Origin of the sequence: Nocardioides sp., assembly GCF_036267815.1 — a bacterium.
Taxonomy (GTDB): domain Bacteria; phylum Actinomycetota; class Actinomycetes; order Propionibacteriales; family Nocardioidaceae; genus Nocardioides.
Map to the genome: position 1 here is coordinate 219,076 of NZ_DATAVI010000039.1, position 14,588 is coordinate 233,663.

13 protein-coding genes and 1 pseudogene are annotated in these 14,588 nt (G+C 70.7%); 8 read left to right on the plus strand and 6 right to left on the minus strand.

Features of this window, described 5'->3' with window-relative positions:
- Positions 1-3: 3 nt before the first annotated feature.
- From VHW64_RS08745 to VHW64_RS08770, 6 genes are all read right to left on the minus strand, one after another.
- Positions 4-1,182: an alpha/beta fold hydrolase gene (locus VHW64_RS08745; protein WP_329650141.1), complete on the minus strand. Its 1,179-nt coding sequence runs from the start codon at positions 1,180-1,182 to the stop codon at positions 4-6.
- Positions 1,179-2,387, minus strand: coding sequence for a lyase family protein (locus VHW64_RS08750; RefSeq protein WP_329650142.1), 1,209 nt, complete (start codon positions 2,385-2,387; stop codon positions 1,179-1,181). The genes VHW64_RS08745 and VHW64_RS08750 overlap by 4 nt, the downstream gene beginning before the upstream one ends.
- A 2-nt stretch (positions 2,388-2,389) precedes the next feature.
- The gene (pcaG, locus tag VHW64_RS08755) at positions 2,390-2,932 is read right to left on the minus strand and encodes a protocatechuate 3,4-dioxygenase subunit alpha (RefSeq protein ID WP_329650143.1); all 543 of its coding nucleotides are present in this window, start codon (positions 2,930-2,932) and stop codon (positions 2,390-2,392) included.
- Entirely contained in the window at positions 2,929-3,723 is a 795-nt protein-coding gene (pcaH, locus tag VHW64_RS08760; RefSeq protein ID WP_329650144.1) for a protocatechuate 3,4-dioxygenase subunit beta, read from the minus strand. Before pcaH ends, pcaG begins: the two co-directional genes overlap by 4 nt.
- 74 nt (positions 3,724-3,797) lie before the next feature.
- Positions 3,798-4,970, minus strand: a complete 1,173-nt coding sequence (locus VHW64_RS08765; RefSeq protein WP_329650145.1) for a 4-hydroxybenzoate 3-monooxygenase — start codon at positions 4,968-4,970, stop codon at positions 3,798-3,800.
- Between the two features lie 63 nt (positions 4,971-5,033).
- Positions 5,034-5,747, minus strand: coding sequence for an IclR family transcriptional regulator (locus VHW64_RS08770; RefSeq protein ID WP_329650146.1), 714 nt, complete (start codon positions 5,745-5,747; stop codon positions 5,034-5,036).
- 242 nt (positions 5,748-5,989) lie between these two features.
- Here VHW64_RS08770 and VHW64_RS08775 point away from each other — a divergent pair, with 242 nt between their 5' ends.
- From VHW64_RS08775 to VHW64_RS20290, 8 genes and pseudogenes are all read left to right on the plus strand, one after another.
- The gene (locus tag VHW64_RS08775; protein WP_329650191.1) at positions 5,990-6,766 is read left to right on the plus strand and encodes a crotonase/enoyl-CoA hydratase family protein; all 777 of its coding nucleotides are present in this window, start codon (positions 5,990-5,992) and stop codon (positions 6,764-6,766) included.
- Positions 6,763-8,754 carry an acetoacetate--CoA ligase gene (locus tag VHW64_RS08780; RefSeq protein WP_329650147.1) on the plus strand — a complete coding sequence of 664 codons (1,992 nt, stop codon included), beginning with the start codon at positions 6,763-6,765 and terminating at the stop codon, positions 8,752-8,754. Before VHW64_RS08775 ends, VHW64_RS08780 begins: the two co-directional genes overlap by 4 nt.
- Positions 8,751-9,716: a 3-hydroxyacyl-CoA dehydrogenase NAD-binding domain-containing protein gene (locus VHW64_RS08785; RefSeq protein WP_329650148.1), complete on the plus strand. Its 966-nt coding sequence runs from the start codon at positions 8,751-8,753 to the stop codon at positions 9,714-9,716. The genes VHW64_RS08780 and VHW64_RS08785 overlap by 4 nt, the downstream gene beginning before the upstream one ends.
- Positions 9,713-11,215, plus strand: a complete 1,503-nt coding sequence (locus VHW64_RS08790) for a long-chain fatty acid--CoA ligase (protein WP_329650149.1) — start codon at positions 9,713-9,715, stop codon at positions 11,213-11,215. Before VHW64_RS08785 ends, VHW64_RS08790 begins: the two co-directional genes overlap by 4 nt.
- Before the next feature lie 17 nt (positions 11,216-11,232).
- Positions 11,233-12,099 carry an amidohydrolase family protein gene (locus VHW64_RS08795; protein ID WP_329650192.1) on the plus strand — a complete coding sequence of 289 codons (867 nt, stop codon included), beginning with the start codon at positions 11,233-11,235 and terminating at the stop codon, positions 12,097-12,099.
- 41 nt (positions 12,100-12,140) lie between these two features.
- Positions 12,141-12,629, plus strand: coding sequence for a MarR family winged helix-turn-helix transcriptional regulator (locus tag VHW64_RS08800; protein ID WP_329650150.1), 489 nt, complete (start codon positions 12,141-12,143; stop codon positions 12,627-12,629).
- 63 nt (positions 12,630-12,692) lie between these two features.
- Positions 12,693-14,393 carry an MFS transporter gene (locus VHW64_RS08805; RefSeq protein ID WP_329650151.1) on the plus strand — a complete coding sequence of 567 codons (1,701 nt, stop codon included), beginning with the start codon at positions 12,693-12,695 and terminating at the stop codon, positions 14,391-14,393.
- Positions 14,390-14,560: pseudogene (locus VHW64_RS20290) on the plus strand (helix-turn-helix domain-containing protein); the annotation flags it as partial. The gene VHW64_RS08805 and the pseudogene VHW64_RS20290, both read left to right, overlap by 4 nt.
- Positions 14,561-14,588: the final 28 nt, after the last annotated feature.

The window sequence follows — 14,588 nt, forward strand, 5'->3', positions numbered from 1 at the left end:
CGTTCATAGGTCGACCTCTCCAGTCGCCGTGTCGTCGGCCAGAGCCTCGTTGGCCACGGCGAAGGCCCGGTTGGCTGCCGGAACTCCGGCATAGACTGCCGACTGCAGGAGCACCTCCACGATCTCGTCACGCGTCAGCCCGTTGGTCCGGGCGGCACGCAGGTGGAAGGCGAGCTCCTCGAAGTGGCCGCCGCAGACCAGGGCGGTGAGCACCCCGACCGAGCGGCTGCGACGGTCGAGCTTGGGTCGGTTCCAGATGCCGTCCCACGCGTAGCGGGTGATGAACGTCTGGAAGTCCCGCGTGAGATCGCTCGTCGCGGAGGCTGCCCGGCCGACGTGCTCGCGTCCGAGCACGTCGACGCGCATGCGCAGCCCCCGGACGTACGACGCCTCACCGGTGCCGGGGGCGAGCCCACGGATCAGGTCAGCGACCGCGCCCGGGGACTCCACAGCCGCCAGGTGCCCGACCCCGGGAAGCTCGACGCAGGCGCCACACGGGACTCCGTCCGAGATCTCCTGAAGGTCGCGGACCGGTGTCACCTCGTCGAGAGCGCCGGCGATCGCCACGACCGGCACCCGCATCTCTGCCAGCCGGCCGCCGAGATCCAGCCCGGCCAAGGCCTCGCACGCCAGCGCGTAGCTCTCGGCATCGGTGTCGCGCAGCGAATGCAACAAGGCGCCGGCCCGCGCGGGTTGCCGGTCGATGAACCCGGGCGCGAACCAACGCTCGGCCGACGGCTCCACCAGCGAGGCAGTCCCGGTGGCCCGCACCTGGGCAGCGCGTTCCCGCCACTCCACCGGCCTACCGATCCGGGCGCCCGTGCACATGACCAGTGATCCGGTGACCTGTTCCGGGGCGTCGAGGGCGACCTGGAGGGCAACCGCCCCACCGAGAGAGTCTCCGGCAACGACGAACGAGTCCTGGCCGCACTCGGTGAGAACGCGCCGCACCGAGGCGAGGACACCGCCGGCGAGCTCGGCCACGGTGAAGGAGAACCGTGCGGGGGCTCCGCGGCCGTGTCCCGGCAGCTCCCAGCCGACGACGTGGAACGCGTCCTCCAGCTCTGCGGCAGCGGCGCCCCAGAGGGCCGTGACCGAGGTCCCGAGGGATGGGCCCACCACCAGTAGCGGCCGGTCCGCACCGCCTCCCAGCCGGACCAGGGTGATCTCCGGGGACGTCATCGCAGCTCCTCCCACACGTCGGCCGCGCGCATCAGACCCTGGTCGACCAGCTCGCCGGACACGCCGAGATAGGAGCCGTCGGCACCAGCCGGGAGCAGTGACGAGACGCTCCGTTGCTCGGCGAGCAGGTCGGAGGACGCCTCACGAGCCCTCGCCGCCATGCGTTCGGCGTCGACCCTGAGTCCGCCCAGCAGGTCGGCGGCCTGAGACGCCGCCACGACGGTGCGTCGGCCCAGGAGACGCAACGCGTCCCACTCGACGTGCCAAGCCCCGTCCGGTCGTTCGTCGACGTACATCCCGGCCGCGGAGTGCAGCAGCGCACCGATGTGCGGAGCCCACATCGCGTGGCGGCGGACCAGGATCGAGAGCACCGGGTTGGCCTTGTTCGGCATCGTCGAGGAGCCCCCGCCCACCTCTTCGGCGACCTCGGCGATCTCGGGACGCGAGAGCAGGGCCACGTCACCCGCGATCCGTCCCCAGGCATCGCCGTGGGCGACCAGCGCATCCGCCAGGGTCGTGAGCGTGCCCCGGTCGGTGTGCCACGGACGGGCCGGGAGCAGGCCGAGCCGGTCGGCCAGGGCCTCGCCGATCGCCAGCGGGGAACGGTCCGGGCCGGCCAGGGCGGCGAGGGCGGAGAGGGTGCCAGCGGCGCCGCCGACCTGCACGGCCATCGCGGAGCGAGCAGTGCGCAGACGCGTGGTCGCGGAGGCGAGCCCGTCGAGCCAGCTGACCGCCTTCAGCCCGAACGTCGACGGCACGGCGTACTGGGTGAGAGTCCTCGCGGCCATCACGGAGTCGCGATGCTCGCGCGCGAGCCCGGCCACGCAGCGGGCCTGTGCGGCCACCAGGTCCTCGACGTGGTCCGAAGCCTCGGCGAGGCAACAGACCAGGGCCGTGTCGAGGACGTCCTGGGAGGTCAGCCCCCGGTGCAGCCACAAGGCGGCCTCCTCCCCGAGGCGCTCTCGGAGAAGAGCCACCAGGGGGATCACCGGATTGCCGCCGGCCTCTGCGGCGGCGGCCACGGAGGGGAGGTCGTCGGGCCCCACGAGGCCGGTCAGCGACCCGGCAGCAGCCGCCGGCGCGATCGCGAACTCGACGAGGATCCCCAGCCACGCCTCCTCGACCCGCACCAGGGCACGCAGCACCGAGGCGGTCGAGCAGATCTCGCCGGCCCGCTCGTCGCCGGGCCACAGGAGCTCGGTCACGGTCAGGTCCGGTATCGCAGGAAGACCGTCTCGTCGGCACCCTGCAACCTGATGTCGAAGACGTAGCCGTGAGGGTCAGGGGTCAGTACCAGGGTCCGTCTCCTGTCTGCGGGCAGGGAAGCGAGGAGCGGGTCGGCGTCCAGGGCCTCCTCGGGGAGGTACGCGCGGGTGAAGAGGCGGTCGAGCAGCCCGCGAGCAAACACGGCGACGGCGAAGAACGCCGCGCGGTCCGGCTCTGTGGACGCCGGCGACAGGGTGGTGAACCAGTAGTGGCCGTCCGCGTCGGTGGACGCGCGGCCGAATCCCGAGAAGGTCCAGCCGTCGCGTCGCAGCGAGCTCGGCACCTGGACGACCCGGCCCTGCGGATCGGCTTGCCAGATCTCGACCAGCGCGTCGGGGATCGGCTTCCCGTGTCCGTCGAGCACCCGGCCGTGCAGGCGGACCGCACCCTCGCAGGTCGGCGGGACCAGCTCGTTGTCCCGCTCATAGGGCAGGGCGTACCCGAAGAACGGACCGATTGTCTGACCGGGCGTCGCGAGACTCATCGGTCCTCCTCCGTCCAGGTGGCCGCTGGGCCGGTCAGCACGACGTCCCAGCGATAGCCGAGGCTGAGCTCGGGCTGTGTCTGCGTGTGATCGTAGGTGGCGACCAGCGCGTGACGTGCCTTCTGGTCGGTGATGGCCTGGTAGATGGGGTCGAGGGCGAACAGCGGATCGCCCGGGAAGTACATCTGCGTGACCAGCCGCTGGGTGAAGGCGTTGCCGAAGATCGAGAAGTGGATGTGGGCAGGGCGCCAGGCGTTGAGGTGGTTGCGCCACGGGTAGGGCCCCGGCTTGATGGTGCGGAAGAAGTAGCTGCCGTCGGGCCCGGTCAGACATCGCCCGACCCCGGTGAAGTTCGGATCGAGCGGCGCCGGATGCTGGTCGCGCTTGTGCACGTAGCGCCCGCCCGCGTTGGCCTGCCAGATCTCGACCAGCTGGCCGGTGACCGGACGGCCCTCACCGTCGGTGACCCGCCCGGTCACGGTCATCCGCTCCCCGATCGGCTCGCCCGTGTGCTGGATGGTGAGGTCCGCCTCGGCGTCCCCGATGTCGGAGTGCCCGAAGCAGGGTGACCAGAGCTCGATCGTCTCCGGGTCCGCGTGGTGCAGATCCTTGGTCGGGTGCCTCAGGATGCTCGACCGGTACGGCGGGTAGTCGATCGCCGGCTGAGCTCGGGTGGCGCCGTCGCGCTGGCGTGCCGACTCGACCTGGGCGATCTCGGCGCTGATCTCCGCCTGCGTGCTGACGGCGCTGTCGGACGACGCGGCCGGCTCCTCGACTTCGGGTGTGCTCACGCCCACACGCTAGGTGGGCGCGCCTCGCGTGACGAGGACGGCCTTCCACTGGACGGAAGAGCCGGCCCACTAGTTCACAGGGGCAGCGGGAGGCCGGTGTAGTTCTCGGCGAGCCCGGCCGCGCCCGCCCGGCTGTCCGCGACCCAGCGGAGCTGGGAACGCTGGAGCTCCGCGTCGAAGTCATCTCCCGACTGGTGCAGCATCGTGGTCATCCACCAGCTGAAGTGCGTGCACCGCCACACCCGGCGAAGCGCGGTGGGTGAGTAGTCGTCCGCGCGCCGGGAGTCCCCGGACAGCACCAGGTCGGCGAGTGCCGGCGCGAGCAGCGCGACGTCCGCGATCGCCAGGTTCAGTCCCTTCGCACCGGTCGGCGGCACGATGTGGGCCGCGTCCCCGGCCAGGAACAGCGAACCGTGGCGCATCGGGCTGGTCACCCGGCTGCGCATCGGCAGGACACTCTTCTCGGTCACCGGGCCGCTGGTCAGCGACCAGTCCACCCCCTCGCCCAACCGGGTCGACAGTGCCTCCCAGATCCTGTCATCGGGCCACTCGGCGAGCTCCTCGTCGGCCGGAACCTGGAGGTAGAACCGGCTCACCTGCTCCGATCGCATGGAGTGCATGGCGAACCCCTCCGGGTGCCAGGCATAGATCAGCTCGTCTGTGGACGGAGCGACGTCGGCGAGCACGCCCAGCCAGGCGTAGGGATACGTCCGCTCCCAGGTACGCCGGATGCGGTCGGGGACCGCCTGTCGGCACGGACCGAAGGACCCGTCGCAGCCCACGACGGCGCGGGCCCCGATGCGCCGGACAGCTCCCGCGACGTCGGTGAAGGTCACGCTCGGGTGGTCGGTCTCGATGTCGTGCACCGCGGTGTCGTGGACCTCGTAGTGGAGCTCCTGCCCGGCCTGCTCACGCGCGCTCACCAGGTCCTTGGTCACCTCGGTCTGCCCGTAGACGAAGACGCGCCGCCCGACGAGGTCGACGAAGTCGAGGTGGTGTCGCTCCCCGGGCCACTGCAGGTAGATGCCACGGTGCGGGAGCGCCTCGACCTCCAGACGCGCAGCCACCCCGGCGGCTCGGAGAGCCTCGACCGAGGACTGCTCCAGGATGCCGGCGCGGATGCGGGCCAGGACGTAGTCCTGGGACCGCGTCTCGACGACCACCGACTCGACCCCGCGCGCGGCGAGCAGCTGCGAGAGCAGCAGACCCGCGGGACCGGCGCCGACGATCGCGACCTGGGTTCGCATGAGCGCAGTGTGGCTGCTGCAAGGCGCTCCGGTCACGCCCGTCGTTCCGTCCAGCGGAAGGCCTCACAGGTGGCGTCGGATGCCTTGGGCCGCTACCTCGAGCGCCGCGACCAGCCTGGCCCGGTCACGACCCAGTCGCGGCACGACGATCCCGAGCGCGGCGACCACCCGGTCGCGACTGTCGGTCACCGGTACCGCCACCGAGCACGCGCCGAGACTCATCTCCTCCTGGGTGACCGCGTAACCCTCGCGTCGGACCCGGGACAGGTCGCGCAGGAGCCGGCCCGGCTGGGTGATGGTGTGCGGAGTGACCCGAGTGAGGTCCGCGAGCACCCGCATGCGCACCTGCTCGGGGGCGTAGGCCAGGAGCACCTTGCCCACGCCGGTGGCGTGCAACGGCAGCCGGGACCCGACGTTGCTCACGACCGGCACCGAGGCGTGCCCCGACAGGCGGTCCAGGTACAGCGCGCGGTCATCGTCGCGGACCGCCAGGTGCACGGTCGCGAGGGTGGCGCCGTAGAGGTCGTGCAGGAACGGGGAGGAGACCTCGCGCAGGTCTGCCTGGACCGCGGCGAGCATGCCGACGTCCCACAGCCGCCGGCCCACGACGTAGCAGCCGTCCGGCCGCCGACTCAACCCGCCCCAGGCCACCAGGTCGGCGACCAGGCGATGGGCTGTGGGGACGGGAAGCTCTGCCCGCGCAGCCAGCTCGGTCAGCCGCAGGGCGCGGTGGTCGGGGTCGAAGGCACCCAGCAGCCCCAGGACGCGTGAGGCCACGCTCACTCCGGGTGCCGACGTCCCACCAGCCACCGCTCGAGCCTCCTGTCCGGGTCAAGTTCCACTGAGTGGAAGCATAGGCGCGCGAGGAGTCCTGTCCTCGGCCACCTCCGGGCGCCGCCGTGGACGAGTCGCTCGACAACCTTGTGAGGGGCGTGAGCATCTGGTCTAATAATCAGGAAACCTGTTCTTTAAGGGAGGCAGCCGTGCCAGACGAGCCCGAAGATGCGGCCACGGTGGACGTGGATCTTCCACCCTCGCTGCGCGCCACACGCTCGGGGAAGATCGCGCTGCTCACCCTTGACCGCGTGGCGAAGCGCAACGCACTGAACGACGAGACGATGCTGGGGATGGAGCGGTTCTTCACCCACCTGCCCGCCGACGTCGCGTGCGTGGTGATCGCCGCTGAGGGTGAGCACTTCTGCTCCGGACTGGACCTCTCGGAGATGTCGGGGCGGGACACTCTCGACGGCGTTCGGCACTCACGGATGTGGCACCGGGTCTTCGAGCAGGTCGAGTTCGGTCCCGTGCCGGTGGTCTCGGCGCTCAAGGGTGCCGTGGTCGGCGGCGGACTGGAGCTGGCCGCGGCCACCCATCTCCGGGTCGCCGAGCGCTCTACGTTCTACGCACTGCCCGAGGGCATGCGTGGCATCTTCGTCGGTGGCGGCGCCTCTGTGCGAGTGCCACGGCTCATCGGGGTCGCGCGGATGGCCGACCTGATGCTCACCGGCCGCCGGTACGACGCCGAGGAGGGCGCGGCGATCGGACTGTCGCACTACCTCGTCGACGACGGCACCGGCGTGAAGGTCGCCCTCGACCTCGCCGCCCGGATCGCGGAGAACGCTGCGCAGACCAACTTCGCGATCATCCAGGCGCTGCCCCGGATCGCCGAGGCCAATCCGCGGGAGGGCTACTTCATGGAGGCGATGATGGCCGCCATCGCCCAAGGCACCGACGATGCGAAGGACCGGATGCAGGCGTTCCTCGACGGGCGCGCCGAGAAGGTGACGGACCGGTGAGCGAGGTCCCCGGGACAGTGCTCTGGCGTCCGCCGCCGGACGTCTTGGAGACCACCCAGGTGGGCCACTTCCTGAGCTGGGTGCGGGAGAGCCGCGGGCTGGACCTGCGCGACCACGACTCCCTGTGGCAGTGGTCGGTCGAGGACCTGGAGGGGTTCTGGTCGGCGATCTGGGAGTACTTCGAGGTCACCGACCACGGCTCCCGCACCGCGGTGCTCGCGCAACGCGGGATGCCGGGGGCGCGCTGGTTCACCGGCTCCCTGCTCAACTATGCCGAGCACGCGATGCGCGGGGCCGGAGCCGATGACGCCGCGGTCGCGGTCCTCGCCCGCTCGCAGTCGCGGGCGGACCTCTCCTTGACGTGGGGTGAGCTGCGCGACCAGGTCGCGCGCGCGCGCCGGGTCCTGATCGAGCTGGGGGTCGGACCCGGTGACCGGGTTGCGGGCTATCTGCCGAACACGGCCGAGACCCTGGTGGCCTTCCTGGCCGCTGCCGGACTAGGAGCGGTCTGGACCAGCTGTGCGATCGAGTTCGGGCCCCGCAGCGTGATCGACAGGTTCGGCCAGGTCGAGCCGCTGGTCCTGGTCGTGGCCGGCGGCTACCGCTACGGCCGCAAGGACGTCGACCGCCGGGCCGCGATCGCCGAGATCGTGGCAGGACTCCCCAGCGTGCGCCACGTCTTGGACGTCGAGTACGGCCAGTGGCGGGTCGACGGGGCCCGGTCGTGGCCGCGGTCGCTCGCGAACGTCACCGATCCCGAGGCGCGGACCACACCGGTGGCCTTCGACCACCCCCTCGTCGTGCTGTTCTCGTCGGGAACCACCGGCCGGCCGAAGGCCATCGTGCACGGTCACGGCGGGATCGTGGTCGAGCACCTCAAGAACCACGCACTGTCGTGGGACCTCGGTCCAGGAGACGTGCTGCTCTGGTACTCCACCACCGCGTGGATGATGTGGAACGCGCTGGTGTCGGGTCTCCTGGTCGGCTCGGCGATCGTCCTGATCGACGGCGACCCGACGTACCCGGACCTGGGCTGGCAGTGGCGCCTGGCCGAGGAGACCCGGGCGACCCTGATGGGCGCCAGCCCCGGCTTCGTGATGGCCTGCCGAGCGGCCGGCATCGAGCTCTCCGGCCTCGACCTGCGGATCCGGGTGGTCGGTTCGGCCGGTGCTCCCCTGCCGGCCGAAGGCTACGTCTGGATCCGCGACCAGCTCGGGCCGGGCGTGCAGCTCAACGTCGGCAGTGGCGGAACAGACGTCTGCAGCGGGCTGGTGCAGAACAACCCGCTGCTCCCGGTGCGCTCCGGGAGGATCTCCGGGCGAGCCCTCGGCGTGGACGTGCACGCCTACGACGAGAGTGGTCACGAGGTGATCGGCGAGCCCGGCGAGCTGGTGGTGACCGCTCCGATGCCCTCGATGCCGATCGGTCTCTGGGGCGACGAGGACGGCTCGCGGTTGCGGGAGACCTACTTCGACCGCTACCCGGGGATCTGGCGCCACGGCGACTGGATCGTCTTCGAGGCCGACGGCAGCTGCGTGGTCACCGGCCGCAGCGACGCCACCCTCAACCGAGGAGGTGTCCGCCTGGGCACCGCCGAGTTCTACCGCGTCGTCGAGGAGCTCCCCCACGTCGAGGACAGCCTCGTGGTGCACCTCGAGGACCCGGCCGGCGGCAACGGCGAGCTGATCCTCTTCGTCGCCGGGCCGGCGGTCGAGGTCGACGAAGCCTTGGCGGACACGATCCGCCGAGCGCTCCGCTCGGCGCTCTCACCGCGACACGTCCCCGACCGCATCGTGGGCGTGCCGACGATCCCCCGCAACCTGACCGGTAAGAAGCTCGAGCTTCCGGTCAAGCGGATCCTCCAGGGCACGCCCGCGGCCCAGGTCGTCAGTCGCGACGCGCTGGCCGACCCGACCTCGCTGGACGTGTTCGTCGCCCTTGCCGACGAGCGCGCGCGGGCAGCTTCGGCAACGACGGTGACGCGATGACAACGATGCGGGACCATCCGGCCACCGTTGCGGTCGTCGGAGCAGGCTCGATCGGCGGCAGCTGGGCGGCACTCGCCCTGGCGTACGGCCTGACCGTCCACGTCGCCGACCCGGCGTTCGGCGTCGAGGAGCGCCTGCGCGTCACGCTCCCCGCTCACCTGGGCGACCTCGGGAGCGGACCCGAAGCCATGGACCGGCTGCGGGTCCACACCGATATGACCCGAGCAGTGGCTCACGCCGACCTGGTCCTGGAGGCGGGTCCCGAGCGCGTGGATCTCAAACGCACTCTCTTCGCGGCGCTCGATGGGGCCACGGACCCCGACGTCGTGCTGGCCAGCAGCTCCTCCGGCTTCGGGCCCAGCACCTTCCAGGACGCGTGCCGGCATCCGGAGAGGGTCGTCGTCGCCCACCCGTTCAACCCGCCTCACCTGGTGCCGCTGGTCGAGGTGGTCGGCGGACGGCTGACCTCGGAGGAGACCGTCGCGGCGACCATGTCGGCGATGACGCTCCTGCACCGGCGTCCGGTCCGGGTCCGCGCGGAGCTGCCCGGCCACGTCGTCAACCGCCTCCAGGCCGCGCTGTGGCGCGAGGCCTACGACCTGGTCCGGCGAGGCGCCATCTCCGTCGCGGAGCTCGATCTCGCGGTGTCCTCCGGCCCGGGGCTGCGCTGGGCGCTGCTCGGACCGATCGCGACCCAGCACCTCTCCGGCGGTCCCGAGGGCCTGGCCCACGTGCTCGCGCACCTCGGTCCACCGATGGTCGAGTGGTGGTCCGATCTGGGCGACCCGGCGCTCACCCCGGAGCTGGTCACCGAGCTCGTCGAGGGCGTCACGAACGAGCTGGGCGGCCGCGAGCCCGACATCCTGGCCCGGCGCGACCGGGCGCTGGTCGAGCTCCTCGACCTCAAGGACCGCCACGGCCTGGGCTCCCTGGACCCCCAAGCGGAGGGGGTCGCACGATGAAGGACCACGGCCTCGGCTCCTGGACACGTCGGCGTGCCCGGATGACCCCGGCAAAGGCGGCCCTGGTCCAGGATGGAGTCCCGACGTCGTACGCCGAGCTGCACCGGGGCGCCACCCGTCTGGCTCACGGACTGCGCCGTCGCGGCATCCGTCGCGGCGACCGAGTCGCCTTCTTCGGCTTCAACTCGATCGAGATGGTCGTCGCGATGTTCGCGACCGCCAAGCTCGGTGGCGTCTTCGTCCCGCTGAACACGCGCCTGGCGGGCCCGGAGCTGGCCCACGCGCTCGACCACAGCGGTGCGCGGCTCCTCGTGGTCGAGCACGCCCTGGCCGCACCGACCTCCACCGGGCCCGTGGCGAGCCTGGAGATCGACACCGTCCCTTTCACTCGGCGCGCTGGCACCGGCTTGGCAGCCCTGGCGCAGACAGACGAGACAGACCTCGACGAGGACATCGCCCTGGACGACCTCTTCATGATCCAGTACACCTCGGGCACCAGCGGCCAGCCCAAGGGGGTGATGCTCACCCACGGCAACGTGATCTGGAACGTCTACAACCTGCTGGTCGACATCGACCTCGGCAGCGAGGAGATTGCGCTGGTGACCGCGCCGCTGTTCCACACCGCGGCCCTCAACCAGGTGCTGTTCCCGACGATCCTCAAGGGTGGTACGGCGCTCGTCGAGGCGAAGTTCGATCCGGTGCGCGCGATCGACCTGATCGAGGCCGAACGAGTGACCCTGCTGTTCGGTGTCACCTCGATGTACCTTGCCCTGGCGGCCGCACCGCGCTTCGCCGAAGCGGACCTGGACAGCCTGCACCTGGCGCTGAGCGGCGGAGCCTCGATTCCCGAGTCACTGCTGCGCACGTGGCTCGACCGCGGACTGATGATCGTCCAGGGCTACGGCCTGACCGAGGCATCTCCGGGGACGACCATGCTGCGGACAGCGGACGGGGTCCGCAAGCTCGGCTCAGCCGGAACGTCGTGCTTCTTCAGCGACGTGCGGATCGTCCAGGGCGATCAGGACGTGGACGTCGACGAGCCCGGGGAGGTGCTGGTGTCCGGTCCGAACGTCACTCCTGGCTACTGGGACGACGAGGATGCCACGGCACGCGCGTTCACCGGCGACTGGCTGCACACCGGTGACATCGCGGTGCGTGACCATGAGGGCTATCTCCGTGTCGTCGACAGACTCAAGGACATGTACATCTCCGGTGGCGAGAACGTCTACCCCGCCGAGGTCGAGCGTGCCCTGTACGCGCACCCGGCGGTCGCCGAGTGCGCGGTGATCGGGGTGCCGGACGAGAGCTGGGGAGAGGTCGGCCGCGCGTTCGTCGTCCTGCACGAGGGTGCGGCGCCGGATCCGGAGGCTCTGCTCGCGCATCTGGCCGAGCGCGTGGCCCGCTACAAGCTGCCCAAGTCGGTCGTGTTCCTTCCCGAGCTCCCGCACAACGCATCCGGCAAGCTGCTCAAGGCCCGCCTCGCGGAGGTGCTCCCGTGACCCGCTATGAGCCCCGCATCGATCTCGACGCGATCACTGCGCTCGACGTCCATGTCCACGTCGAGGCAGACGGTCACGGCCACTTCGCTCTCGACGAGGAGCTGCTGACGGCGTCGGCGGCGTACTTCAAGGCCACCGAGGGCCGTACGCCGACGGTCGCGGACCTCGCCACCCGTTACCGCGCCGCCGGCATGGCGGCAGTCATCTTCACCGTCGACGCCACCACCGCGACCGGCCACGCCGCCCTGCGGAGCGAGGAGATCGCCGAGGAGGCCGCCGAGCACGCCGATGTGCTGATCCCCTTCGGCTCGGTCGATCCTCGCCAGGGCGTCGCGGCGATCGAGCGCGCCCACGCCCTCGTCGAGGACCACGGGGTCCGGGGCTTCAAGTTCCACCCCAGCCTCCAGGCCTTCTCCCCCGGTGACCCGACCTTCGCTCCGCTGTGGGCCACCCTCGAGGAGCTCGGCGTGCCGGCGCTCTTCCACACCGGCCAGAACGGCATCGGCGCCGGGCTTCCGGGTGGACGCGGGATCAAGCTGCGGTACTCCGACCCCATGCTGCTCGACGACGTCGCCGCGGACTTCCCCCGACTGACCGTGGTCCTGGCACACCCGTCCGTGCCGTGGCAGGCCGAGGCGATCTCGATGGCCACCCACAAGGCCAACGTGTTCATCGACCTGTCGGGCTGGCGCCCCAAGTACTTCCCCCCGGAGCTGGTCCGGGCTGCCGGGGGGATCTTGCGCGAGAAGGTCCTCTTCGGCAGCGACTACCCGCTGATCACCCCCGAGCGCTGGCTGGAGGACTTCGAAGCGCTGGGTATCGATCCGGCACACCTGCCCGGGATCCTCAAGCACAACGCCGCCCGCGTCCTCGGGCTCCACTGAGTGCTCCTAGCATGAGCCTTCCCCGGGCGAGGAGAACGCGGATGACAGGCACCACCGGTGATGGTGGCCGCGAGGAGAGGCCGACCCCGCCCACCTTGCTCTACCTGATGAAGCAGGTCGAGCTCGCCGTCCGCGCCGAGCTCGACGAGCTGACCCGGCCGGTGGGTCTGACGGCGCTGCAGTACACCGCCCTCACCGTTCTCGAGCGACACCCGGACCTGACGTCGGCACATCTGGCCCGGCACTCGTTCGTGACCGCCCAGAGCATGGCCGACATGGTCACCACCCTGCTCGACCGACACCTCATCGACCGGCACCGTGACCCGGCGGACCGGCGCCGGCTGGTGATCGCGCTGACCCCGGATGGCGGACGTCTCCTCGCCCAGCTGCGCCCGCAGGTGGCTGCACTGGAGACCAGGATGCTCACTCTGCTCTCCGAGGACGAGGCAGCCCGCCTCCGGCACTCGCTGGACCAGTGCCGGACCGCGCTCCTGCATCCCGAGCGGACCGCCGATCAGACCACTCGCTGACCCTCGAAATTAATCATCAGGAAACCTGTACATCAGGTTTCCGTTGTGGTTTGCTTCACAGTCATGAGTGAGACCGCCGCCACATCGGGCGCCGCATCGGACGCCGCCGCAACCGTCCAGAAGCTGACCACCGGAACCCTCGTCGCCGCCATCGGGGCGGTCTTCGTCGCCCAGATCGGCCTCAGCATCCCGGCCGTCATCAACGGCTTCATCAACCAGGACCTCGGCACCACGTCGACCCAGCTGACCTGGGTCTCCGACGCCTTCTTGGTGCCGGTGACCCTGTTCGAGCTCTCGTTCGGGGTCGTCGGTGACCTCTTCGGACGCAAGCGCCTGCTCTCGATCGGGTCCGCCTTGATGATCATCGGCGGCATCATCGGCTTCCTCACCCCGTCGGGCGGGGTCGGGATGCTGCTCACCGGGCAGGTGATCGCCGGCATCGGCGCAGCGGCAATCTTCCCGACCTCGGTGGCCATGCTGGCAGCCGGCACCCACACCGTGGGAGAGCGCGCGCACGCCATCTCGATCTGGGCCGCCGCGCTCACCGCAGGCGGGTTCATGTCGCCGCTCATCGGCGGCGTCCTGGCCCGCATCCACCACTCGGGCGGTGACTACGCGAGCTGGCGCTACGCCTTCCTGGCGATGGCCGCGCTCGCCACGATCAGCACGATCGTCACGCTCGTTGCCGCGCAGAACTCCTCGTCCCCCCAGGGCCGCTCTCTCGACTGGCCCGGCCAGGTCACGGTCGCCATCGCCCTCTTCGCCCTGCTGTACGGCGTCATCCAGGGCGCCGAGGACGGCTGGGGCAGCGGCAAGGTGATCGGGAGCTTCGTGGTCGCGGTCGTGTTCCTGGTGGCCTTCGTGCTCGTCGAACGTCGCGTCGACAAGCCCCTGATCCAGCTGGAGCTGTTCAGCAACCGGATGTTCACCGTCTCGGCGATCGTCACCGTGCTCGGGATGTTCGCCTACCTCGGGACGGCGTACGCGACCAGCATCCGGCTCTCGGCGATCCAGGACTACTCGCCCCTCAAGACCTCGGTCGGCTTCGTACTCCTCAACGTCATGGGCGTCGTCCTCTTCCCGGTGAGCACCAGGATGCTCGTGCGCTACAACCCCGGCTGGGTGCTGGCCGCCGGGATGGGCCTGATCGGCGTCGGCGACATCGCCCTCTCGGCCATCCCGGCCACCCACCTGTCGATCGCGGCCGTGGCCGTGCCGCTGCTGGTCGTCGGTGCCGGCTTCAAGACCGCCGTCACTGCGATCACCGTGGTCGCGGTCAACAGCGTGCCCACCGCGAAAGCCGGCATGGCCAGCGGGGCGACCAGCATGCTGCGCGACTTCGGCCTCACCCTCGGCCCGGCCATCGTCGGCTCGATCGCCCTGACCAACGCCGCGAACGCCATCAACGCCAAGATCGCCGCATCACCCACTCTGCAGAAGGGCCTGGACGCCTTCTACGCGGCGCCGGCACACGTGCCGCCGGCGCAGAGGGCGGCCGTCGAGGGCGCGGTCGGCGCCGTGAAGTCCGGTCCGCTCGGCCAGAACGCTGTGCCGGCCCAGGTACCTGGGCCCAACGGCACGATGCAGCCGTTCAACCCGCTCAAGGACGTCGCCTTCCACGCCCTGTCGCATGCCTACGGCATCGGGTACCTGGTCTGCGGGATCGCCGCTCTGACCGCCGCGCTCATCGCTGCGGTCATGCTCGGCGGACGGAAGCACACCCAGACGTTCGTGGAGAACGCCGAGATGGCGAAGACCCACTGAGCCAGCTCGCCGGGAGGAGGTCCTCGGTCACGGCGAAGGTACTCGCCCTGCTGGGCGCCTTCGACGCGACCCACCGCGAGCTCAACCTCACCGAGCTGGCCACACGTGCCGGACTGACCCTGTCGACCGCCCAGCGCAGGGCGGCCGAGCTGGTCGACTGGGGCGCTCTGGAGCGCACGGAATCCGGTCGCTACC